A 21991-nucleotide genomic window follows, 5' to 3' on the forward strand; every position below is an offset into this window, starting at 1 on the left:
GCCATCGGCCACAAGTGAGAAGAAACAAGCAGACGTACCCCACGACGCTTTATTCCATCGCCCGGTATTTATTTTTTCAGGCGTGGAATAACCTCAAGTGCCGGGCGTCTTCCTGGTGTCCGGTCTCACGAATACGTTCCTTTTTGGCGAGTGGCTGTTGTTGCCAGACAAGGCGCCGCGACGAGTCATAGCTCGCTATGGCGAGGAGCGGCAACGCAGTATGGCGACAACAGACGCCGCCACAAAGGAAACGTATTCGTGAGACCGGATACCCACCCCAAGCGTAGTGACTAGTCAGAACTTCATGAACGATATCGACGAACAACTCAGAGAAATCATTCCCAGGTTGCGCCGGTTTGCCGTGTCGTTGACACGCAATCCCAGCAGCGCGGACGATCTGGTGCAATCGAGCCTGGAGCGCGCGCTGTCGAGTTGGGGCGACAAACGCGCCGAGGGCGACTTGCGCGCCTGGCTGTTTTCGATTCTTTATCGACAGTTTCTCGACGCTCATCGGCGCACCCGGCGTTATGCGCGGATGCTCGAATTCTTTACCGGCCGTGACGATGCCGCGCCGTCGGTAGAACGCACCGTGATTGCCCAATCCACCCTGCAAGCCTTCGACCAGCTCACCACTGAACAGCGCGCGTTGCTGCTCTGGGTGTCAGTGGAAGGTTTGAGTTATAAAGAGGTCGCCGAGATTCTCGACGTCCCGACCGGCACCGTGATGTCCCGCCTGTCCCGCGCCCGTCAGGCCCTGCGCCAACTCAGCGACGGCGAAATCACCAGCCCTTCTCTGCGGATACTCAAATGATCAGCATGCCCCCGAGCGAACGCGACCTGCACGCCTACGTCGATCATCAACTCAACGACGCCGACCGACGCCTGGTCGAGACTTACCTGACCAGCAATCCTGAAGCCGCCGCGCAAGTACGCGACTGGCAGCAGGACGCCCAACAACTGCGCGCGGCCATGAGCGGTGCGTTGCACTACACAGCCAACCCGGGCCTAGACCCGGCGCTGATTCGCCAGCGGATCAAACGCCAGTCCCGCCGTCATCTGGCCAGCGCTGCTGTGCTCTTGATTGCGGTCAGCGTCGGCGGATTGAGCGGCTGGCAGGCGCGGGAAATGACGCTGGCCAGCCCGCCACCGCCGATGACCGATGCGATGCAGGCTTACCGATTGATCGCCCAGCAAGGCATCCTGCCGGCCGACTACAAGGTCAGCGACGACGGCGACATGCAGGGCTGGCTCGACCGTTATTTCTCTCACGCCAATCGCCTGCCGGACCTGTCGGACTCAGGCTTCAAACCGATCAGCGGCCGCTTGCTCAGCACCGAGCAAGGGCCGGCGGCGATGGTGGTTTACGAAGACCAGGGCGGGCACAAGATCAGCTTCTACGTGCGACCACCAGGACCGAAAAACAACCTGCTGCCTCGGGGCAGTCGCAGCGATGGCGAGTTGCAGGCCGAGTATTGGTCCGGCGCCGGCTACAACTATGCGATGGTCAGCCCGAGCAATACGCCGGCGGCGCAGATGCTCAAGCAAACCACCCAGTTCTGACCACACCACCGATCCCCTGTAGGAGTGAGCCTGCTCGCGAAGGCGGAGTGTCAGGCACCATCAATGTCGACTGACACTCCGCTATCGCGAGCAGGCTCACTCCTACAGCGGGTCGGTGGTTATTTGGAAAATGTGCTCAGCCCTGCCCGAATACTTGCGAAGGCCGGCGCAACAGCGGATCAAACGGATTGATCCGCGGCCCGATCAGCGCCGCTTCGCGCTTGAGCATCTCTACCACCGTCGGCAAACGATCCGGCCCAAGGCGATCACTGACCGTGGCCACGCTCAACGCCGCCACCGCTCGCCCTTCACGGTCCAGAATCGGCACCGCGACACCGGCCATGCCTTGCAGCACACCGGTGTTGCGCCCGGCGTAACCCAGCGTGCGCACGTTCTCGACTTCCGAACGCAGGAACACCTCGTCGTACAGGTGAAAATCCTTGAGCCGCGGCAAGTTGTAATGGATCACCGTATCGCGCTCCTCTTCCGGCAAAAACGCCAGAATCGCCAGACTGCCCTGGCCGACGCCAAGCGCCACCCGCCCACCGATATCGCCGGTAAAGGTGCGGATCGGAAACGGCCCTTCACTGCGGTCCAGGCAGATCGCATCAAACCCGCTGCGCGCCAGTAAAAACAACGAATCCCCCAACGAAGCCGACAGTCGCAGCAACGATGGTCGCACCAGTTCGCGCAGATTCCCGGTGTTGCCGGCCCGCGCCGCCAACGCAAAAAAATCCAGGCTCAAGCGATAGCGTTTACTGCGAGCGTCCTGTTCGACCATGCCTTCGTCCATCAGGCTGCGCAACAAACGGTGCGTGGTCGGTTGCGACAGGCCGATACGCTGCGCCAGTTGGGTCACACGCTCCCCGCCCTCGACGGTGTCACCCAGACTGCGCAACACGGCAAACAGTCTGGACACTGCTCCGACACCGACTTCATTTTTGTTTTCATTCCGCTCAGTGGAATCATGCATGTGATTTCTCGACAATAAATTTACTCACCGAATGAAACTGAAAATAGTCATCGCTTCAGTGAAATAGGCCATTGAGCCCATCCTATTCTTCGTCCTACTCTGCGTCCAGACAGGGGCGATTCGAACAACAGCGGCAGCCGACTGAAGTCGAGCGCCAACGCACCCCGCAACATCTTTTCGTATCTGCCCATACAAAAAAGCGCGCCTTCGGGCGACGCATAACAATCTCAGGTGGAGCGCAGTTATGGCTTTTGTGCAACTTGAAGGACTCGGCAAACGTTACGGCGAGATCGACGCCGTCGTCGCCACCGACCTCTCGGTCGAGAAAGGCGAATTCGTGTCCCTGCTCGGCCCCTCCGGCTGCGGCAAAACCACCACCCTGCAAATGATCGCCGGCTTCGTTGAAGTCAGCAGCGGACGCATCTTGCTGGACGGCCGCGACATCACCCACGCCAAACCTGCCAGTCGGGGCTTGGGGGTGGTGTTCCAGAGTTACGCACTGTTCCCGCACATGACCGTCAAAGACAACGTCGCCTTCGGCCTGCGGATGCGCAAAGTGCCTGGTGCCGAGTTGCAGCAACGGGTGGATCGGGTGCTGAAACTGGTGCGTCTGAATCAACACGCCGAGCGCTATCCACGGGAGTTGTCCGGCGGCCAGCGCCAGCGTGTCGCACTGGCCCGGGCCCTGGTGATCGAGCCGCCGGTGCTGCTGCTCGATGAGCCGCTGTCCAACCTCGACGCCAACCTGCGCGAAGAGATGCAGTTCGAGATCCGCCGCATCCAGCGCGAAGTCGGAATCACCACGTTGATGGTCACCCACGATCAGTCCGAAGCGCTGTCCATCAGCGACCGCGTGGTGGTGATGCAGGCCGGGCGCATCACCCAGATCGACGCGCCCTACACCCTCTATGAACACCCGCGTACCGAGTTCATTTCCGGGTTCGTCGGCAAAGCCAATTTGCTGCCCGGCGAGCGTGATGGCGCGGGCGTGGTCCAGGTGCAAAGTGGCGGCGAACTGACCCTGAGCCTGCGTCCGGAAAAAATCGATCTGCGGGACCAGGGCCAGGGTCGCCTGCAAGGCAAGATCGTCAGCCGTTTCTTCCTTGGCAGCCAATGGTTGTACGGCGTGTCGACGACCTTGGGCGAACTCAGCGTGGTGCGCCGCAACGACGGCTCGGCACCACTGACCGAAGGCACGGCAATTGGGCTCGATTGGGACGCGACGTTGCTGCGGGTGCTGAGTGTCGACGAGGTGCCGGCATGAGTACGCTTGCCGCCATTCGCCAAGGGCGCCAGGGTTACTGGCTGTCGGCACCGGCCTTGGCGCTTTACCTCGGGCTGCTGATCATCCCGCTGATGCTGACCCTGGTGCTGTCGTTCAACGTCTTCGACTACAGCTCGGGGATCAATGGCGACGCCTTCACCCTCGACCACTACAGCAGCCTGCTGGGCGATCCGTATTTCTACGAAATCTTCCTGCGCACGATGTGGATCAGCGCCCTGACCACCCTGCTCTGCGTGGTGATCGGCGTGCCCGAGGCCTACATCCTCAGCCGCATGGGCGCACCCTGGCGCTCGATTTTCCTGATTCTGATCCTCACGCCGCTGCTGATTTCGGTGGTGGTACGCGCGTTTGGCTGGAGCCTGCTGCTAGGTGCCGACGGGCTGGTCAACCAGACCCTGCAAGCCTTCGGTGGCTCGCCAATGAAGTTGCTGTACACGCCGTTCGCGGTAGTGATTGCGCTGGTCCACGTGATGCTGCCGTTCATGATCATCCCGGTCTGGACCTCGCTGCAGAAACTCGACCCCGCCGCCGAGCAGGCAGCGATGTCGCTGGGCGCCAGCCACTTCACCGTGATGCGCCAGGTGGTGTTGCCGCAGATCATGCCCGGCGTGCTCTCGGGCACCTTGATCGTGTTTGGTCTGGCCGCCAGTTCCTTCGCCATACCGGGCCTGCTCGGCGGGCGTCGCCTGAAGATGGTCGCGACGCTGATCTACGACCAATACCTGTCGGAGCTCAACTGGCCGATGGGCGCGGCCATCGCGGTCGCACTGCTGTTGCTCAACCTGCTGATCATGCTGTCGTGGAACCGGATGATCGAAGGCCGCTACAAGAAGTCATTGGGATAACTCGTCATGTCCAAGAACGGTCCTTTCGCCCTGCTGTTCCATGCCCTGGTGGTGCTGTTCATGCTCGCGCCGCTGGTGGTGGTGTGCCTCGTGGCCTTCACCCCGGAAAACACCCTGAGCCTGCCGACCACAGAATTTTCCCTGCGCTGGTTCCGCGCGGTGTTCGAGCGTGCCGACTTTGTCGATGCGTTCTACAACAGCCTGATCCTGGCCTTTTGCGCGGCCAGCCTGGCGACACTGATCGCGGTGCCAGCGGCGCTGGCGATCACGCGCTTCGAGTTCCCCGGACGGGACTTTCTCAATGGTCTGTTTCTGTCGCCGATCATCATTCCGCACTTGGTGCTGGGCGTGGCGCTGTTGCGTTTGTTTGCGCTGATGGGCGTCAACGGCAGCTTCGCCTGGCTGATCTTCGCCCACGTGCTGGTGATCACGCCGTATGTGTTGCGACTGGTGCTGGCGTCGGCCATCGGCCTGGATCGCAGCGCCGAACACGCCGCGCAATCGTTGGGTGCCGGGCGCTTCACGCTGTTCCGGGAAATCACCTTGCCGATGATTCTGCCGGGGGTCGCCGGGGGCTGGCTGCTGGCGTTCATCAACAGTTTTGACGAGGTCACGCTGTCGATCTTCGTCACCTCGCCGGCCACGCAAACCCTGCCGGTGCGCATGTACGTCTACGCCACCGAATCCATCGACCCGATGATGGCGGCGGTGTCGGCTCTGGTGATCGGGCTGACGGCGCTGACCATGATTCTGCTCGATCGGGTGTATGGCCTGGATCGGGTGCTGGTGGGTAAACAATGAGGGCGCCATGGCTTTGCTGAAACGACTGACCGAAGGCGACCGCCCGGCCCTGGATTTTACCCTGGACGGAGAACCGGCCAGCGGCCTGCTCGGCGACACGCTGCTGACCGCGGTGTTGACCTCCAGCAATCACTTGCGCGGCAGCGACTTCAGCGCCGAACCCCGCGCTGGATTCTGCCTGATGGGCGCGTGTCAGGACTGCTGGGTCCGCCTGGGCGACGGCCGCCGCGTGCGGGCCTGTTCGACGCTGCTCGAAGCCGGCCAACAAATAAGCCGCGAACCGGGGCGCTCCCTATGAACACATTTTCTACCCGCAGAACCGAGATCCCCTGTAGGAGTGAGCCTGCTCGCGATAGCGGTCTGCCTGCCAACACATCCGTTGAATGTGCCGCCGCCATCGCGAGCAGGCTCGCTCCTACAAGGGATCGGCGTCGCTCACAAAGCCAGGGGACAACCCCCATCAAATGTAGGAGTGAGCCTGCTCGCGATAGCGGTCTGTCAGTCACCATCCATGTTGAATGGGCCGCAGTCATCGCGAGCAGGCTCGCTCCCACAAAAGCACTGCCGACGGGGTGGGTATGAAGGCTGTGGTCATTATCGGCGCTGGCCCGGCGGGAATTCGTGCGGCGCAGACGTTGGTGGCGCATGGGGTTCGTCCGGTGTTGCTGGACGAAGCGGCGCGCGGTGGCGGGCAGATTTATCGGCGTCAGCCTGAGAACTTCAAGCGCTCGGCGGTCAAGCTGTATGGCTTCGAGGCGGGCAAGGCCAGTGCGTTGCATCACACCATCGACGAATTGCGCGAACACCTCGACTACCGCCCCGAGACGCTGGTCTGGAACGCCGAAGATGGTGCGCTGGACACTTTGCATGAAGGCCGTGCCGCACGACTGGAATTCTCCCGCGTGATCGTCGCCACGGGGGCCACTGACCGGATCTTGCCGGTGTCGGGCTGGACGTTGCCGGGTGTCTACAGCCTCGGTGCGGCGCAGATCGCGCTCAAATTCCAGGGCTGCGCCATCGGTGAGCGCGTAGTGTTCGCCGGCAGCGGCCCGTTGTTGTACCTGGTGGCGTACCAATACGCCAAGGCCGGCGCGAAGGTGGTCGCGGTGCTCGACAGTTCGCCCTTCAGCGCTCAGGCCCGCGCCCTCCCCGGCCTGCTGTCGCAACCGTCCACTTTGGCCAAAGGCATTTACTACCGCAGCTGGCTGACCGCCCGCGGCATCCCGGTGCATCAGGGCGCAACCCTGAAACGCGTCAACGGAGCACAGCGCGTGCAATCGCTGGAGTGGTCCAACACCAAAGGCGAACATCTGCTCGATTGCGACGCTGTTGCCTTCGCCCACGGCCTGCGCAGTGAAACCCAACTCGCCGATTTGCTCGGCTGTGAATTCGCCTGGAACCCACTCAACCGCGCCTGGCTGCCGCAGCGTGATCCCGCCGGTCGCAGCAGTGTCGCCGAGGTTTATCTGGCCGGTGATGGCGCCGGCATCATGGGCGCCGACGCCGCCGAAATGGCCGGCGAACGGGCGGCGCTGGCGTTGCTCCAAGACACTGGCAACCTGATTGCGCCACAACGTCCCGACAACCTTGAACGCTCCCTGCAACGCATCGGCGAATTCCGCAACGGACTGGAGCGCGCCTTCGCCTTTCCCGAGCACTGGGCCAGCGAAACCGCCGATGACGTGATGGTCTGCCGCTGCGAAGAAGTGCTGGCCGGCGACATTCGCCAGGTAGTGCGCGAAGGTCACTGGGAAATCAATCGGGTCAAGGCGCATTGCCGCATTGGCATGGGGCGCTGTCAGGGGCGCATGTGCGGCGCCGCAGCGGCGGAAATCATCGCCTGCGAAAGCCGGCGCCCGGTATCGGACATCGGTCGCTTGCGGGCGCAGGCGCCGATCAAGCCACTGCCGTTTGGCCTGGAGATCGAGCCATGATCGAAGTCGATGCGGTGATCATTGGCGGCGGCATTGTCGGGGCCTCGGCGGCACTTTTTCTGAGCAAGGCCGGCCGGCGTGTTGCACTGCTGGAGCGCGATTTTTGCGGCTCGCATTCCAGCGGCGTGAACTACGGCGGTGTGCGGCGTCAGGGGCGTCCACTGTCGCAATTACCGCTGTCGCAACGGGCTCACGAGCTCTGGGCACAGTTGCCGCAACTGATCGGCATCGACGGCGAATATCAACGCAGCGGTCATTTGAAACTGGCCCGCAGCCTCAACGACCTGCACGCCTTGCAGCACTATGCCGTCAGCAGCCAGGGCTTCGGACTCGATTTGCAGATACTCGATCGCCACGAGTTGCGCGCGCGTTTTCCGTGGGTCGGCGACGTCGCAGTGGGCGCATCGTTTTGCCCGGATGACGGCCACGCCAACCCGCGGCTGGTGTCCCCCGCCTTCGCTCAAACGGCCCGCCGGCACGGCGCGCAGGTCCATGAACAGTGCGCAGTGACGGCGGTGGAACACGACGGTCAGCGCTTTCGCGTCAGCACGCAAACCGGCCTCGAGTTGCACGCGCCCTGGCTGCTGAACTGCGCGGGGGCCTGGGCCGGACACCTGGCCGCACAGTTTGGCGAAGCGGTACCGATGCACGCCGGCCACCCGGCGATGCTGGTCACCGAGCCGTTGCCATTGGTGATGAATGCCAGCACCGGCGTCGAGGGTGGCGGCATCTATGCGCGTCAGGTGGCGCGCGGCAATTGCGTGCTCGGTGGCGGCCAGGGTTTTGCCCTCGATGACGCCCGCGCCCGCCCCGGCCAACACGCCGTAATCGAGATCCTGCGCCAGGCCGTCGAACTCTACCCGTTTCTTGAAGGCGCCCAGGCGATTCGCACCTGGAGCGGCACCGAAGGTTACCTGCCCGACCGCCAACCGGTGATCGGTCATAGCAGCACTCAACTTGGTCTGTTGCACGCCTTCGGCTTTGCCGGCGCGGGTTTCCAGATCGGCCCGGCGGTGGGCCAGGCGCTCACCGAGATCATCTGCAGCGGCGCCTCAAAGACGCCACTGGATGCGTTTTCCATCACCCGGTTTCACTCCATCTCCGTTGCTTGATAGAGGAAGGTCGCGCCAATGAATAACGTCAAACGCACTGCACTGCTTGGTTTTTCCTGCCTGGGAGCCCTGTTCTCCACCGCCCAGGCCCAGGCCGAACCGACGCTTTATTTGGGCATGAACGGCGGGACCATGGAGCGGCTCTACGCCGACAAGGTGCTGCCGGTGTTCGAGAAAGCCAACAACGTCAAAGTGGTGATCGTGCCGGGGACTTCCGCCGATATCCTGGCCAAGGTCCAGGCCAGCAAAGGCAACCCGCAGATGCACGTGATGTTCCTCGACGACGGCATCATGTACCGCGCCATCGCCATGGGGCTGTGCGACAAACTCGAAGACAGCGCGCCGCTGGCGCAGATTCCGGCCAAGGGTCGCATCAAGGATCAAGCGGTGGCGGTCAGCCTTGGTGTGACCGGGCTGGCGTACAACACACGCCTGTTCAAGGAGAAAGGCTGGGCCGCGCCGACCTCATGGATGGACATGGCCGACCCGCGTTTCAAGGACAAACTGGTGTTCCAGTCGATGGCCTCGTCGACCTTCGGCCTGCACGGTTTCCTGATGTTCAACCGGATTCAGGGCGGCAGCGAAACCGACGTCGAGCCGGGCTTCAAGGCCTGGCCGAACACCGTCGGGCGCAACGTGCTGGAATACATTCCGAGCTCGGCGAAGATTTCCGAAATGCTCCAGACCGACGAAGCCGCACTGTTCCCGCTGACCCCGACTCAAGTCACCGCACTGAAACTCAAAGGCATGCCAGTGGAATATGCGCAGCCGAAGGAAGGCTCCGTGGTGCTCAACGTGGCCGAGTGCGCCATCGCCAACAACACTCAACCGGAACTGGCGCAGAAACTCGCAGCGTTTTTGCTGACGCCTGAAGCCCAGGCCGCCGCGCTTGAGGATGGCGACCAGATCCCGTCCAACCCGAATACGCCGACCACCGACAAGACGCGCGGCCAGGTCGAGGCGATGAAGCAGTACCTGACCACCGCGATTGCCATTGATTGGGATCAGGTCAACGAACAGCGCCCGGCGTGGAATGCACGGTGGAATCGCAGTATCGAGCGCTAGATATCGCCGCAATGACACACTCTCTGTAGTTGCCTTGTGGCGAGGGGGGTTATCCCAGTTCGGCTACGAAGCAGTCGTGAATCCAGAAATGCGGATTGCCTGGCACGCCGCAATTTCTGATTTTACGACTGCGCTCTCACATCAGATCGACTCCGCCCAGACAACTCGGTCAACTAATGTGGGAGCGCGCGTGCTCGTGAAGGCGGCCTCACAGGCGGCGCACCTTTCCCGCTATCATGTCGCCCATTTCCAGGGCCCCGCGCCCTCCCCTCGATCAATAGCGAACCCGTCCATGGATACCCTCGCCCAACTGCGCGCCGGTCAACTGACAGGCATCACCCGCCTGGATCTGGCCTGCGGCCTGACTGAATTTCCGCGAGAAATCTTCGACCTGGCGGACTCGCTGGAAGTGCTCAACCTCAGCGGCAACGCCTTGAGCCGCCTGCCGGATGACCTGCATCGACTGACTCGTTTGCGCGTGCTGTTTTGCTCGGACAACCTGTTCACCGAACTGCCCGCGTGCCTCGGCCGATGCGCCGCGCTGACAATGATCGGTTTCAAGGCCAATGCCATCGAAACGGTGCCCGCCGCCGCGCTGCCGCCATTGCTGCGTTGGTTGATCCTTACCGATAACCGACTGCGTGAACTGCCCGCCGAGTTGGGTCAGCGCCCACACCTGCAAAAACTCATGCTTGCCGGCAATCGCTTGCAGCGCCTGCCCGAAAGCCTGAGTCAATGCCATCGACTCGAGCTGATCCGCATCGCTGCCAATCAACTGACCGAACTGCCCGAGTGGCTGCTGACCCTGCCAAGCCTGACCTGGCTGGCGTATGCCGGTAACCCGCTGGAAACAGAAGCCGATGCAGCGGCCCTCGATGCCACGGCGAGTATTGCGTGGTCCGAGCTGCGCCTGGAGCAACAACTGGGCGAAGGTGCTTCGGGAGTGATTCATCGCGCGGCGTGGGAACGACCGGGTCAACCGGCCACGCAGATCGCGGTGAAACTCTACAAAGGTGAAATGACCAGCGATGGTTCACCGCTGCACGAGATGAACGCCTGCATCACCGCCGGTATTCACCCCAATCTGATCCGGGTCGAAGGCCGCATCGTCGGGCATCCCGAACAGCAGGCCGGGCTGGTGATGCAATTGATCGATCCGAGTTATCGCAATCTCGCCGGGCTGCCGAGCCTGGCGTCCTGTACCCGTGACGTGTACGCCGATGACACCCGTTTCAGTGCTGACGTGGCGTTGCGCATGGCCCGCGGCATCGCCTCGGTGGCCGAGCATTTGCACCGCCAAGGCATCACCCACGGCGATCTCTATGGCCACAATATTTTGTGCAACGAGCACGGGGATTGTCTGCTGGGGGACTTTGGCGCGGCGTCTTTCCATGAGACATCCAACAGCCTTGAGAGCCGTGCGCTGCAGCGGATCGAAGTGCGGGCGTTCGGGGTTTTGCTGGGGGAATTGCTGGAGCGGATCGATTCGGGGTTGAGTGATGAGAGGCGTGTGCAGCTGGAGGCATTGCAACAGCGTTGCTGTCAGCCGCAGGTGCTGGCGCGGCCGGGGTTCAGAGAGATAGGACTGGAGTTAGCTGCCTCCCACTGAGCTAAAGGCAAATACAAACCTGTGGCGAGGGGGCTTGCCCCCGTTGGGTTGCGAAGCGACCCCAAAAGCGACGGCTGCTACGCAACCGAACGGGGGCAAGCCCCCTCGCCACAAGTCATCACAAGTTCGAAGGCTTAACCCGCCAAACCAACAAACATATCCTGCACATCATCATGGTTATCGAGGCCTTCCAGGAACGCCTCGACTTCAGCCATCTGCTCGTCGCTCAAACCGCTCACCGGGTTTTTCGGCTGATAACCCAACTTGGCCGCCAACACGGTAAAACCTTGCTCAGGCAGCGCCTTCTGAACGGCGTCCAGGTCCGCTGGCTCGGTCAGGAACAGGGTGGTGCCCTCTTCTTCACCGGGTTCGAAATCCTGGGCTCCGGCTTCAATCGCGGCCATTTCCGGATCGGCGTCCGGGCTGTCCGGGGACGCTTCGATCATGCCCACATGGTTGAAGTCCCACGACACCGAACCGGAAGCGCCCAACTGGCCCTTACGGAAGGCCACGCGGATTTCCGCGACGGTGCGGTTGATGTTGTCGGTCACGCATTCAACGATCAGCGGCACCTGATGCGGGGCGAAGCCTTCATAGGTCACGCGATGGTATTGCACGGTTTCGCCCAACAGGCCCGCGCCTTTCTTGATCGCGCGATCCAGGGTTTCCTTGGGCATCGAGGCTTTCTTGGCCTGCTCGACCACCAGGCGCAGGTGTGCGTTGGTGGCAGTATCGGCACCGTTACGCGCAGCAATGGTGATTTCTTTCACCAGTTTGCCGAAGATCTTGCCCTTGGCGTTAGATGCCGCTTCTTTGTGTTTAACCTTCCACTGTGCGCCCATTACTCACTCTCTTATCTGTGGCGCCGAGACATCTATTGGCCGACGCTTTGCGCAAGTTTATACGGCCTAAAGTTGGCAATCGACCAAAAATTCCACCCGGCCCACCGGCATGACGAATCGACATCTTCACCGGCGCTTGTAGGGCGATTCTGAAAAGTCGATTTGCGGTGACTATAAGGGGCCGTGGTTTCGTACCCTCTGCGCCCATATTCCATGGCAGAAGCGCGTTCGATGCACAACGACAAGGAAAGTCCCTACACCCTGACCCTCCTGGACAGTGGATTGAGTCTGCAGGTGTTGCAGTTCAGTGGCCGTGAACGTCTCAACCAGCCCTATCGTTTCGAGATTGAAGTGATCGGCCTGGCACCAGCCATGAACCTTGAACGGTTGCTGCAGCAACCGGCATTCCTGAGCCTGGGGGATGACACCGGTATTCACGGCATCTTGCACAGCGCCAGTCGCGAGTATCGTGGCCCGCACCGAGTCGGTTACCACGTGGTATTGGTGCCCTGGCTGCAACAACTGGACCGGCACCCTTGCCGTCGGGTCTTTCATCAACTCGGCGTGCCCGCCATCCTGCGCCAGTTGCTCGCCGAAAACGCGATCGCCGAAGACAGCTACCGTTTTGAACTGCCGAACGGGCGCTATCCGGTGCGACCGTTCTGCATTCAGTTTGATGAGAGCGACCTGGCGTTCCTGCAACGGCTCTGCGAAGAAGAAGGCATTCACTATCACTTCGAACATCAGCGCGACGGCCATGTGCTGGTGCTGGCGGACGACACCCTGAGCTTTCCCCAGGAACCGCTGCTGATGCCTTTTCATGGCGAGACGGCCGATCCCGCCAACGTCCCGGTGATCACTGAATTGTTCCAGCGCCACGCCTCGCCCGCGCCGCAACGGCTCCAGTGTGAGCAATCAAGTCGTCGATCACTGGAGCGGCTGCGCTGCCGGCATCGGCAGATACAGGGGCAAAGCAATCACAGTGATTTGCGCAGCGGATGCATCGTGCAAGTGTCGGAACACCCCATCGCGAACTTCAACGATCAGTGGCTGCTGACCGAGATCCGGCATCAGGGCCACCAGCCGTCGATTCTCGCCGAGGACACATTCAACATGACCCGGCGTTACAGCAACCAATTCACAGCCATTCCGTGGTCAACGGTGTTCCGCCCCGCGCTGACTGAGGCCAGACCGAGCATTCCGGGCTATCAACCGGCGCGAGTACTCGGCCCTGCCGGGCAACCGGCGGTGCTGGATGCACAGGGGCGGATTGAGGTTCGGTTGTGGCCCACCGCGCAAGCCGACGACGAGGAATCCACCGGCCTCTGGCTACCTGTGGCCCTCGCTGCGCCGGACGGTCGGATCGATCCGTCCAGGCTGCCGCTCGCCGGCACCGAAGTGCTGATCAGTTTTCTCGACAGCGACCCGGATCGCCCGGTGTTGTGTGTTGCGGCGAGCAACCCGCCAGCGCCTCGACTCGCTCGACAGCCACGCAGCGATGGCCGACTTCTGCTCGACTGGCTGGTCAACCGTCAGGATTGATCAGCCCTTGTCAGCCTTGCCTGCCGCCGCCGCGAACCTGGCCAGACGCACATCCAGATGCCGCGGCCGGCGCCCGTGATCCTCGGCGCGCTCCTTGCGGCGGATGGCGTTACGCACCATCAGCGAGCCGAGGTAACGAATCGGCTCTGGCGGTACCGCTGGGGGTTTGAATCCCGCAGGCCGTCCTTCATCAAGCCCGGTCATCGCCGTGTTCTCGTGAATCCTCACGCCCAGTTGCAAGGCGACCCGACGCCTGTTCCAGCCAGAAAGGTCTCATCGGTTACTCCTCAGGTACGCAGGGGTTTTACGGTCATTGCCTGGTTCGGCACGAAAGCGCTTTCGACGCGCACACCCGCCGGACGGCTGTTCCAGTGGGGGATCAGCACCAGGGCGCAGAACAACGCGCAGCCGGCGAAGACGATGAACACAGTGACCGAGTCGAAGTAGCCCGGCAGCAATCCGCCGAGAATCGCCCCGACCGAGCCGCAACCGTTGACGAACCCGGCGGCCGTGGCGCCCGCCTTGGCGGTGCCGAAATCAATCGCTGCCGCACCGCTGATCATCGAATCCGGTCCGTACAGGGTCAGGCCCATGACGAACAGCAGCGCCACCACTAACAAGACGCTGCCGGTGTGCAGAGCGCCCATGAACAACGCCAGGGAAACGGTCAGTGCCAACAGACTGATCACGCAGGCCGGCATGCGCCGGGCGCCGAACAGCTTGTCCGAAGCCAGGCCGAGCAGGATCGGCCCAAGCAACCCGGCCAGCTCGAACGCAGTGGGAATGATCGCCGCGCCCACCTTGCCCACCGAGGGCATTTGCTCGAAGACGATCACCGGCGCCCAGAGCAGAATCGCTTAGCGCGCCGGTTTCAACAGGAAATACGCCAGGTCCAATACCAGCACTGTGGTGTGCTTGCGCGAGCAGAGTTCTCGGCGGGTGGTGGCGACGTTTCTGGAGATGGTTCGCGAGAGTCTTGTGTAGACAGGGCCGGCCTCATCGCGAGCAGGCTCACTCTCACATTGGATCTCCAGCGCTCACAAAATCCCTGTGGGAGCGAGCCTGCTCACGATAGCTGCGCCTCGGTCTACCTGACCGGCGCCAACTCGAAAAACGCCCGGATCAAACGCAAATCCCGCCGCCGTTCCATGCACCCGATCATGTGCCGGTTAACCAACCCTTCACCAATAATCGGCACCGCCGCCACCCGCGGGTCGTGGCTGACCTCCACCGACGACACCACGCCAACGCCCAACTCGGCCGCCACGGCCTCGGTTACCGCTTCGCGACTGTCCAACTCCAGCAACACCCGAGGATTGACCGACGCCGTCGCGCAAGCCTCATCGAAAGTCCGTCGGGTAATCGAACTCGGTTCACGCAAGACCATAATCACTTGGTCCAGCTCCTTAAGCTTCACACCCCTGGACGCCTTGGCCCACGGATGGCTTTCAGGCACCAGCGCGCAAATCCGTGATTCGCTCAATGCTTGCAAATGCAGGCCTTTACGCGGCTCGACTTCGGTCAACACCGCCACGTCGGCATGCTCGGACAACAATGCCGCCAACGTTTCCTGAGCATTGCCCAAGCGCAGATTCACCGTGATCCCCGGATACCGCGCCCGCAGGCTGGCCAGCATCGGCATCACCATGTGCGGCCCGTCCGCCGCCACTTCCAGGCGTCCGGTCAGCAACTGTCGATTCGCTTCCAGCAGCACCTGCGCTTCTTCGGCCAGGCCGAACATCGCCCGGGTGATCGCCGCCAGTTTGGTGCCCTCTTCAGTCAGCTCCACTCGTCGCGCGGTGCGGCGCAGCAAGGTGATCTGGTAGTGCTCTTCCAAGGCCTTGATGTGCCCGGTGACCGCCGGTTGGCTGATGAACAGCCGCTCGGCCGCACGGGTGAAGCTGCCTTCGCGGGCCACGGCGTCAAAGGCTCGAAGCTGGAACAGGTTCATGGATAACTCTCACTGATGGCTGGCATAACAACAAACAATTTGATTGATAGCACCCGAAATTGCAATTTATGTCCCGTAGCTTCATCCCACAGAGAGCTTTTGCGAGGACACAAGAATGAGCACTGCCGAGCCAATCCTGCTCACCCCCGGCCCACTGACCACATCGGCCCGCACCCGTCAGGCGATGATGGTCGACTGGGGTTCATGGGATGACCGCTTCAATCAACTGACCGCCAGCCTGTGCGAGCAATTGCTGGCAATCATCAATGGCGGCGACAGCCATCACTGCGTGCCCCTGCAAGGCAGCGGCACGTTCGCGGTCGAAGCGGCCATCGGCACGCTGGTGCCCCGCGACGGCAAAGTGCTGGTGCTGATCAACGGCGCCTACGGAAAACGCCTGGCGAAAATCTGCGAAGTGCTCGGCCGCTCCTTCAGCACCTTCGAAACCGCCGAAGACGAACCGACCACCGCCGCCGACGTCGACCGTCTGCTGCACGCCGACGCCAGCATCACCCACGTTGCGCTGATTCACTGCGAAACCAGCACCGGTATCCTCAACCCGCTGCCAGAGATTGCCCACGTCATCGCGCAACACGGCAAACGCCTGATCATCGACGCCATGAGTTCCTTCGGCGCCTTGCCGATCGACGCACAACAGGTGCCCTTCGACGCGCTGATCGCCGCTTCGGGCAAATGCCTGGAAGGCGTGCCGGGCATGGGTTTTGTCTTTGCCCGCAAAGACGCGCTGGCCAACGCGGCCGGCAACTCTCATTCCCTGGCCATGGATTTGTTTGACCAGCACACCTACATGGCCAAGACCGGCCAATGGCGCTTCACGCCGCCGACCCATGTGGTCGCCGCGCTGCACGAAGCCCTGCTGCAATACAACGAAGAAGGTGGTTTGCCCGCGCGGCATCAGCGCTACGCCAACAACTGCCAGGTGCTGCTCGATGACATGGCCAAGCTCGGCTTGCGCAGCTTCCTGCCAGCCGCGATCCAGGCCCCGATCATCGTCACGTTCCACGCGCCGAAAGATCCGCGTTACCAGTTCAAGGAATTCTACGAACGCGTCAAGGCCAAGGGTTTCATTCTCTACCCCGGCAAATTGACCCAGGTCGAAACCTTCCGCGTCGGCTGCATCGGGCACGTCAACCAAGTCGAGATGCACGCGGCCGTGGCGGCCGTGGCCGAAGTGCTGCGCGAGATGGAAGTCCTAGATATGTGAATGAGCAGACACCGCTGATCCTGTAGGAGCGAGGCTTGCCCGCGAATGCAGACGACGCGGTTCTTCAGACACACCGAATTATCGTTCTTCGCGGGCAAGCCTCGCTCCTACAAGGGACACAACATATGAACTACACAAACCCAACCAAACTCCAGGCCGCCATCCTCGACTGGGCCGGCACCGTGGTCGACTTCGGTTCGTTCGCGCCGACGCAGATTTTTGTCGAAGCCTTCGCCGAGTTCGACGTCCAGATCTCCATCGAAGAGGCCCGCGGGCCGATGGGCATGGGCAAGTGGGACCACATTCGCACCTTGTGCAATCAGCCGGAAGTTGCCGAGCGTTATCGTGCCGTGTTCGGCCGCACCCCGACCGACGATGATGTCACCGCCATCTACAAGCGTTTCATGCCGCTGCAGATCGAGAAAATCGCCGAGCACTCGGCACTGATTCCGGGCGCACTGGACACCATCGCCAACCTGCGTCAACAAGGGATCAAGATCGGTTCCTGCTCCGGCTACCCGAAACAGGTCATGGACAAGGTGGTCGAACTGGCCGCCACCAACGGTTACGTGGCCGATCACGTGGTCGCCACCGACGAAGTGCCGAACGGCCGCCCATGGCCGGCCCAGGCGCTGGCCAACGTGATTGCGCTGGGCATCGACGACGTCGCGGCCTGCGTGAAGATCGACGACACCGTGCCGGGCATTCTCGAAGGGCGTCGCGCCGGCATGTGGACCGTGGCGCTGATCTGCTCCGGTAACGCGCTGGGTCTGGACTACGAAGGTTTCCGCGCCCTGGGCAGCGAGCAACTCGACAGTGAACGCAAACGCATCCACGCGATGTTCGAAGGCTCGCGGCCGCACTACATGATCGACACCATCACCGACTTGCCGGAGGTGATCGCCGACATCAACAAGCGTCTGGCCAAGGGTGAAATGCCGCAAAGCAGCTGATCCACCCAAAAGCACCGCGTTCCCTGTAGGAGCGAGGCTTGCCCGCGAAGACGTCCTTCCAGCCGACATCCCTGCTGAATGTTCAGACGTCTTCGCGGGCAAGCCTCGCTCCTACAAGGGATAGCGGTGCTTTTTTCTGTCTGTAGCCTGAACCAGCGCATTGAACCTTTACCAGGATCAGGCAGACCCGTCGAATCAGGCTTACAGTTTAGGAACACCGTCGACCAAGAACGGTGGCCGACCTGTGAGGAACACTGTATGCCGTGGAAGAATTCCGACTCACGCTACAGCACCGTGTCGATCGCGCTGCATTGGTTGATGCTGGTTTTGCTGGCGCTGGTTTACGCCTGTATCGAATTTCGCGGGATCTTTCCCAAAGGCAGCGGTGGCCGGACGCTGATCACCGAATCGCACTTCATGCTTGGGTTGACGGTGTTTGTATTGGTTTGGCTGCGGCTGTTCGCGCGCAGCCTGGGCCCGGCACCCCAGATCTTTCCGGCCTCGCCGCACTGGCAGACCGTGCTGGCCAGGCTGATGCACTGGGCGCTGTACATTTTCATGATCGCGATGCCGATTCTCGGCTGGCTGGTGACCAGCGCCAAGGGGCATCAGGTGATGTTCTACGGCTTCGACCTGCCATTGCTGATCCCGGAAGACAAAGAGCTGGCCAAGCAAATCGAGGGCTGGCATGAGCTCGGTGGCACCATCGGGTACTGGCTGATCGGCCTGCACGCGGCGGCGGGGATTTATCACCACTATGTGGTGCGCGATAACACGCTGCTGCGGATGATGCCCAAGCGTGGGTGAAAAACACTGATTCCTGTGGCGAGAGGGCTTGCCCCCGTTGGGCTGCGAAGCGGCCCCAAAATCTGCAACCGTGTCGAGCCTGACACACCGGATTCGTCGGCTTTGGGACTGCTGCGCAGTCCAACGGGGGCAAGCCCCCTCGCCACAGGGTGTGATGTGTGCTTCAGGTTTTGGGGTGGAACCCCCGGCGACCCTGCAAACCGCCAGTGTGGATGAAGATCAGGCGTGCACCCTTTTCAAATGTTCCAGCCTCGACCTGCTGCTTTAGCATCAGCAAAGCCTTGCCGGTGTACAACGGTTCGAGGGGGATACCCGTGGCCTGCTCGGTCTGGCCGATGAAGTCGAGTAACAGCGGATCGACTTTGGCAAAGCCGCCACGGCTGGCATCGAACAGCTCATAAACCGGCTCCTGCAAACCCGCCTCTCGGACGATCGATTCAACCTGGTGTGCCACGCCATGATCGTCGGGCACTGCGAGCGCGCCATACACCGGATGTTCGCCCGCCTCGACCAGCGCCAGGCCGGCCAGGGTCGTGCCGGTTCCGCAAGCCAGCCACCAACCGTCGTAATCGCTCCAGCCCAGGTGGCCCAGTTGCTCGAGGACCATTGCCTTCAGCTGCATGCAGCCATGTGCCCCACGCAAACCACCGCCACCTTCGGGCACCGGGTGCAGGTCGGGATATTGCGCCTGCCATGGCTGCCAGAAACCCGGTTCGTGCCGCGCGCGATACCCGCCATAACCCAGCCAATGCAACTGCATGCCGAACGCTTGCAAGTCCTTTACCGTCGGCGTTTCCTGAGGATGACCGCGCAGCAGGCCGACCGTTTTGAAATTGAAGCGTTTGCCGGCGGCGGCCAGTGCGTGCAGGTGATTGGAATGCGCACCGCCGAGGCTGATGATGCCTTGGGCACCGGCTTGGTCAGCGGCTTTGAGGTGCTCGATGAGTTTGAACCACTTGTTGCCGCTGATCAGTGGATCGATCTGGTCGAGGCGCAGGATGGCGACTTCGATGTTGGCGGTTGTGAGCCAGTCGAGGTGAAGGGGATGGAGCGGGGCTTGGGGGAGCCAGTGGTTGGGAGGGAGAAACATCGATGCTGGCTCTGGGGTTAAGAGCCAGCATCTTAACAGCCGTTGTGGCGAGGGGGCTTGCCCCCATTCGGTTGCGAAGCAGCCGTAAAATCATTCAAACAGATATGTCTGACACACCAAGTAGCATGGTTTTTGGGCTGCTGCGCAGCCCAACGGGGGCAAGCCCCCTCGCCACAGGGATTGAGTTGATTACAACTCAGCAGCCAAACGCGAACCCTGATTGATCGCCCGCTTGGCATCCAGCTCTGCCGCCACGTCCGCACCACCAATCAAATGCACGTTCTGCCCCGCGGCCACCAAACCCTCCTGCAATTCGCGCAGCGGATCCTGCCCGGCGCAGATCACGATGTTGTCCACCGGCAGCACCTGCGGTTCACCGGTTTCGCCGATGCGGATGTGCAGGCCTTCATCATCAATCTTCAAGTATTCGACGCTGTTGAGCATCTGCACCTGCTTGTTCTTCAGACCGGTCCGGTGAATCCAGCCCGTGGTTTTTCCGAGGCCGTCACCGACCTTGGATTTCTTGCGTTGCAGCAGGAACACTTCACGCGCAGGCGCATGGCGTTCAGCCTTGATGCCGGCAACACCGCCGCGCGCTTCCAGGTGTGTATCAATGCCCCACTCCTTCCAGAACGCTTCGCGGTCCTGACTGGTGGCCACGCCTTGGTGAACCAGGAACTCCGACACGTCGAAACCGATGCCGCCCGCGCCAATCACCGCGACACGCTTGCCCACCGGTTTACGCTCGAGGATCACGTCCAGGTAGCTCAGCACCTTGGCGTTCTCAACGCCCGGAATCGCCGGGGTTCTTGGGGCGATGCCGGTGGCCAGGATGATTTCGTCGTAACCGCCCTCAACCAGCTTCGCCACATCGACACGAGTGTTCAGGCACACCTCGACGTTGGTGGTTTGCAGTTTGCGGTTGAAATATCGCAGGGTTTCGAAGAACTCTTCCTTGCCCGGCACACGCTTGGCGATGTTGAACTGGCCGCCAATCTCGCTGGCCGAATCAAACAGCGTCACCGAGTGCCCACGCTCCGCCGCTACGGTTGCAGCAGACAAGCCCGCAGGGCCGGCACCGACCACGGCGATTTTCTTGATCTGCTGCACCGGCAGGTAGTTGAGTTCGGTTTCATGACAAGCACGCGGGTTCACCAGGCAGCTGGTCAACTTGCCGCCAAAGGTGTGATCCAGGCACGCCTGGTTGCAGCCGATGCAGGTGTTGATTTCATCGCCACGGCCAGCGGCCGCCTTGTTGACGAAATCCGGGTCGGCAAGGAACGGTCGCGCCATGGACACCATGTCGGCATCGCCCTCGGCCAGGATCTGCTCGGCCACTTCCGGGGTGTTGATGCGGTTGGTGGTGATCAGTGGAATGTTCACCGAACCGCGCAGCTTGGCCGTGACTTTGCTGAACGCTGCACGCGGCACTTTGGTGGCGATGGTCGGGATCCGCGCTTCGTGCCAGCCGATGCCGGTGTTGATGATGGTGGCGCCGGCCTGCTCGATGGCTTTGGCCAGGGTCACGATTTCTTCCCAGGTGCTGCCGCCTTCCACCAGGTCGAGCATCGACAGGCGGAAGATGATGATGAAGTTCGGGCCGACCGCTTCGCGTACACGGCGCACGATCTCCACCGGCAGGCGCATACGGTTTTCGTAGCTGCCGCCCCAGCGATCGGTGCGATGGTTGGTGTGGGCGGCGAGGAACTGGTTAATGAAATAACCTTCCGAACCCATGATCTCGACGCCGTCGTACTCGGCTTTTTGCGCCAGGGTCGAGCAGGTGACGAAATCGCTGATCTGTTTCTCGATGCCTTCCTCGTCCAGCTCTTTGGGCTTGAACGGGTTGATCGGCGCCTGAATGGCACTCGGCGCGACTTGTTTCGGGCTGTAGGCATACCGACCGGCATGGAGGATCTGCATGCAGATCTTGCCGCCCGCCTCGTGCACCGCGCGGGTCACGATCTGGTGCTTGAGCGCTTCTTCCTCGGTGGTCAGTTTGGCCGCGCCGGAATACACCCCGCCCTCATCGTTCGGACCAATGCCACCGGTGACCATCAGGCCGACACCGCCGCGAGCACGCTCGGCGAAGTACGCCGCCATGCGTTCGAAACCGCCAGGCTTTTCCTCAAGACCGGTGTGCATCGAACCCATCAGGGTGCGGTTGCGCAGCGTGGTAAATCCCAGGTCCAGCGGGGCCAACAGGTGCGGGTAATGAGCGGCGGCCATTTGTAACTCCACATCGAGCGATCACGGAAAATATGCAGGAGCTCTTCGGCCCCCGTCAGTCATGTTCGACAGACTAAGAGTCGCGCCCCTGTCGCTCAATGACCGAAACTGACAACTTATTGATCCAAATGTGCAGCGCCCCTTGGCAAGCGCCGACATGCGCCCTAC

At 61.8% G+C, this 21991-nt stretch carries 19 protein-coding genes and 3 pseudogenes; 15 read left to right on the top strand and 7 right to left on the bottom strand.

Annotation, left to right across the window (positions count from 1 at the left end; translation table 11 throughout):
- Positions 1–304: 304 nt before the first annotated feature.
- Both ACIQV9_RS19725 and ACIQV9_RS19730 read left to right on the top strand, forming a co-directional pair.
- Complete coding sequence (locus ACIQV9_RS19725) at positions 305–811, top strand: RNA polymerase sigma factor (protein ID WP_403104681.1); 507 nt, start codon at positions 305–307, stop codon at positions 809–811.
- Positions 808–1560, top strand: a complete 753-nt coding sequence (locus tag ACIQV9_RS19730; protein WP_403104683.1) for an anti-sigma factor family protein — start codon at positions 808–810, stop codon at positions 1558–1560. Before ACIQV9_RS19725 ends, ACIQV9_RS19730 begins: the two co-directional genes overlap by 4 nt.
- 136 nt (positions 1561–1696) lie before the next feature.
- Here the strand turns inward: ACIQV9_RS19730 and ACIQV9_RS19735 are convergent, their stop codons facing one another.
- On the bottom strand, positions 1697–2533 hold the full coding sequence (locus ACIQV9_RS19735; RefSeq protein ID WP_403104685.1) for an IclR family transcriptional regulator: 837 nt from the start codon (positions 2531–2533) through the stop codon (positions 1697–1699).
- Positions 2534–2777: 244 nt separating this feature from the next.
- On the opposite strand from ACIQV9_RS19735, the gene ACIQV9_RS19740 reads away from it, so the two are divergent.
- The 8 genes from ACIQV9_RS19740 (at position 2778) to ACIQV9_RS19775 (ending at position 11184) form a co-directional block, all read left to right on the top strand.
- Entirely contained in the window at positions 2778–3797 is a 1020-nt protein-coding gene (locus tag ACIQV9_RS19740) for an ABC transporter ATP-binding protein (RefSeq protein ID WP_403104687.1), read from the top strand.
- Positions 3794–4663, top strand: coding sequence for an ABC transporter permease (locus ACIQV9_RS19745; RefSeq protein WP_403104689.1), 870 nt, complete (start codon positions 3794–3796; stop codon positions 4661–4663). Before ACIQV9_RS19740 ends, ACIQV9_RS19745 begins: the two co-directional genes overlap by 4 nt.
- A 6-nt stretch (positions 4664–4669) precedes the next feature.
- The gene (locus tag ACIQV9_RS19750; RefSeq protein WP_403104691.1) at positions 4670–5464 is read left to right on the top strand and encodes an ABC transporter permease; all 795 of its coding nucleotides are present in this window, start codon (positions 4670–4672) and stop codon (positions 5462–5464) included.
- A 7-nt stretch (positions 5465–5471) separates the two neighbouring features.
- The gene (locus ACIQV9_RS19755) at positions 5472–5762 is read left to right on the top strand and encodes a (2Fe-2S)-binding protein (RefSeq protein WP_403104693.1); all 291 of its coding nucleotides are present in this window, start codon (positions 5472–5474) and stop codon (positions 5760–5762) included.
- A 280-nt stretch (positions 5763–6042) separates the two neighbouring features.
- Complete coding sequence (locus ACIQV9_RS19760) at positions 6043–7398, top strand: FAD-dependent oxidoreductase (RefSeq protein ID WP_403104695.1); 1356 nt, start codon at positions 6043–6045, stop codon at positions 7396–7398.
- Positions 7395–8510, top strand: a complete 1116-nt coding sequence (locus ACIQV9_RS19765; protein WP_403104697.1) for an NAD(P)/FAD-dependent oxidoreductase — start codon at positions 7395–7397, stop codon at positions 8508–8510. Before ACIQV9_RS19760 ends, ACIQV9_RS19765 begins: the two co-directional genes overlap by 4 nt.
- A gap of 18 nt (positions 8511–8528) precedes the next feature.
- The gene (locus tag ACIQV9_RS19770; RefSeq protein ID WP_403104699.1) at positions 8529–9575 is read left to right on the top strand and encodes an ABC transporter substrate-binding protein; all 1047 of its coding nucleotides are present in this window, start codon (positions 8529–8531) and stop codon (positions 9573–9575) included.
- 292 nt (positions 9576–9867) lie between these two features.
- Complete coding sequence (locus ACIQV9_RS19775) at positions 9868–11184, top strand: leucine-rich repeat-containing protein kinase family protein (protein WP_403104701.1); 1317 nt, start codon at positions 9868–9870, stop codon at positions 11182–11184.
- 134 nt (positions 11185–11318) lie between these two features.
- Here the strand turns inward: ACIQV9_RS19775 and ACIQV9_RS19780 are convergent, their stop codons facing one another.
- The gene (locus ACIQV9_RS19780; protein WP_223517210.1) at positions 11319–12026 is read right to left on the bottom strand and encodes a YebC/PmpR family DNA-binding transcriptional regulator; all 708 of its coding nucleotides are present in this window, start codon (positions 12024–12026) and stop codon (positions 11319–11321) included.
- Positions 12027–12257: 231 nt separating this feature from the next.
- Between ACIQV9_RS19780 and ACIQV9_RS19785 the strand changes: the two genes are divergently transcribed.
- Positions 12258–13568, top strand: a complete 1311-nt coding sequence (locus ACIQV9_RS19785; protein ID WP_403104703.1) for a type VI secretion system Vgr family protein — start codon at positions 12258–12260, stop codon at positions 13566–13568.
- Here ACIQV9_RS19785 and ACIQV9_RS19790 read toward each other — a convergent pair.
- Positions 13569–13721: pseudogene (locus ACIQV9_RS19790) on the bottom strand (FAD-dependent oxidoreductase); the annotation flags it as partial.
- Positions 13722–13855: 134 nt separating this feature from the next.
- Positions 13856–14485, bottom strand: a pseudogene (locus ACIQV9_RS19795) (MFS transporter); the annotation flags it as partial.
- Between ACIQV9_RS19795 and ACIQV9_RS19800 the strand changes: the two are divergent.
- Positions 14457–14552, top strand: a pseudogene (locus ACIQV9_RS19800) (LysR family transcriptional regulator); the annotation flags it as partial. The pseudogenes ACIQV9_RS19795 and ACIQV9_RS19800 overlap by 29 nt on opposite strands.
- A 103-nt stretch (positions 14553–14655) precedes the next feature.
- Here the strand turns inward: ACIQV9_RS19800 and ACIQV9_RS19805 are convergent.
- Complete coding sequence (locus ACIQV9_RS19805) at positions 14656–15519, bottom strand: LysR substrate-binding domain-containing protein (protein ID WP_403104705.1); 864 nt, start codon at positions 15517–15519, stop codon at positions 14656–14658.
- A gap of 115 nt (positions 15520–15634) precedes the next feature.
- Here ACIQV9_RS19805 and ACIQV9_RS19810 point away from each other — a divergent pair, with 115 nt between their 5' ends.
- From ACIQV9_RS19810 to ACIQV9_RS19820, 3 genes are all read left to right on the top strand, one after another.
- Positions 15635–16744: a 2-aminoethylphosphonate--pyruvate transaminase gene (locus tag ACIQV9_RS19810; RefSeq protein WP_403104707.1), complete on the top strand. Its 1110-nt coding sequence runs from the start codon at positions 15635–15637 to the stop codon at positions 16742–16744.
- A 125-nt stretch (positions 16745–16869) separates the two neighbouring features.
- On the top strand, positions 16870–17697 hold the full coding sequence (gene phnX, locus ACIQV9_RS19815; RefSeq protein WP_403104709.1) for a phosphonoacetaldehyde hydrolase: 828 nt from the start codon (positions 16870–16872) through the stop codon (positions 17695–17697).
- Between the two features lie 258 nt (positions 17698–17955).
- Positions 17956–18504, top strand: coding sequence for a cytochrome b (locus ACIQV9_RS19820; RefSeq protein WP_403104711.1), 549 nt, complete (start codon positions 17956–17958; stop codon positions 18502–18504).
- Positions 18505–18667: 163 nt separating this feature from the next.
- On the opposite strand, the gene ACIQV9_RS19825 is transcribed toward ACIQV9_RS19820, so the two are convergent.
- Entirely contained in the window at positions 18668–19594 is a 927-nt protein-coding gene (locus ACIQV9_RS19825; protein ID WP_403104713.1) for a 1-aminocyclopropane-1-carboxylate deaminase/D-cysteine desulfhydrase, read from the bottom strand.
- A gap of 189 nt (positions 19595–19783) precedes the next feature.
- Positions 19784–21823: an FAD-dependent oxidoreductase gene (locus ACIQV9_RS19830; protein WP_403104715.1), complete on the bottom strand. Its 2040-nt coding sequence runs from the start codon at positions 21821–21823 to the stop codon at positions 19784–19786.
- Positions 21824–21991 lie beyond the last annotated feature (168 nt).

Origin of the sequence: Pseudomonas sp. NPDC099000, from assembly GCF_044759925.1 — a bacterium.
In the GTDB taxonomy this organism is placed as follows: Bacteria; Pseudomonadota; Gammaproteobacteria; order Pseudomonadales; family Pseudomonadaceae; genus Aquipseudomonas.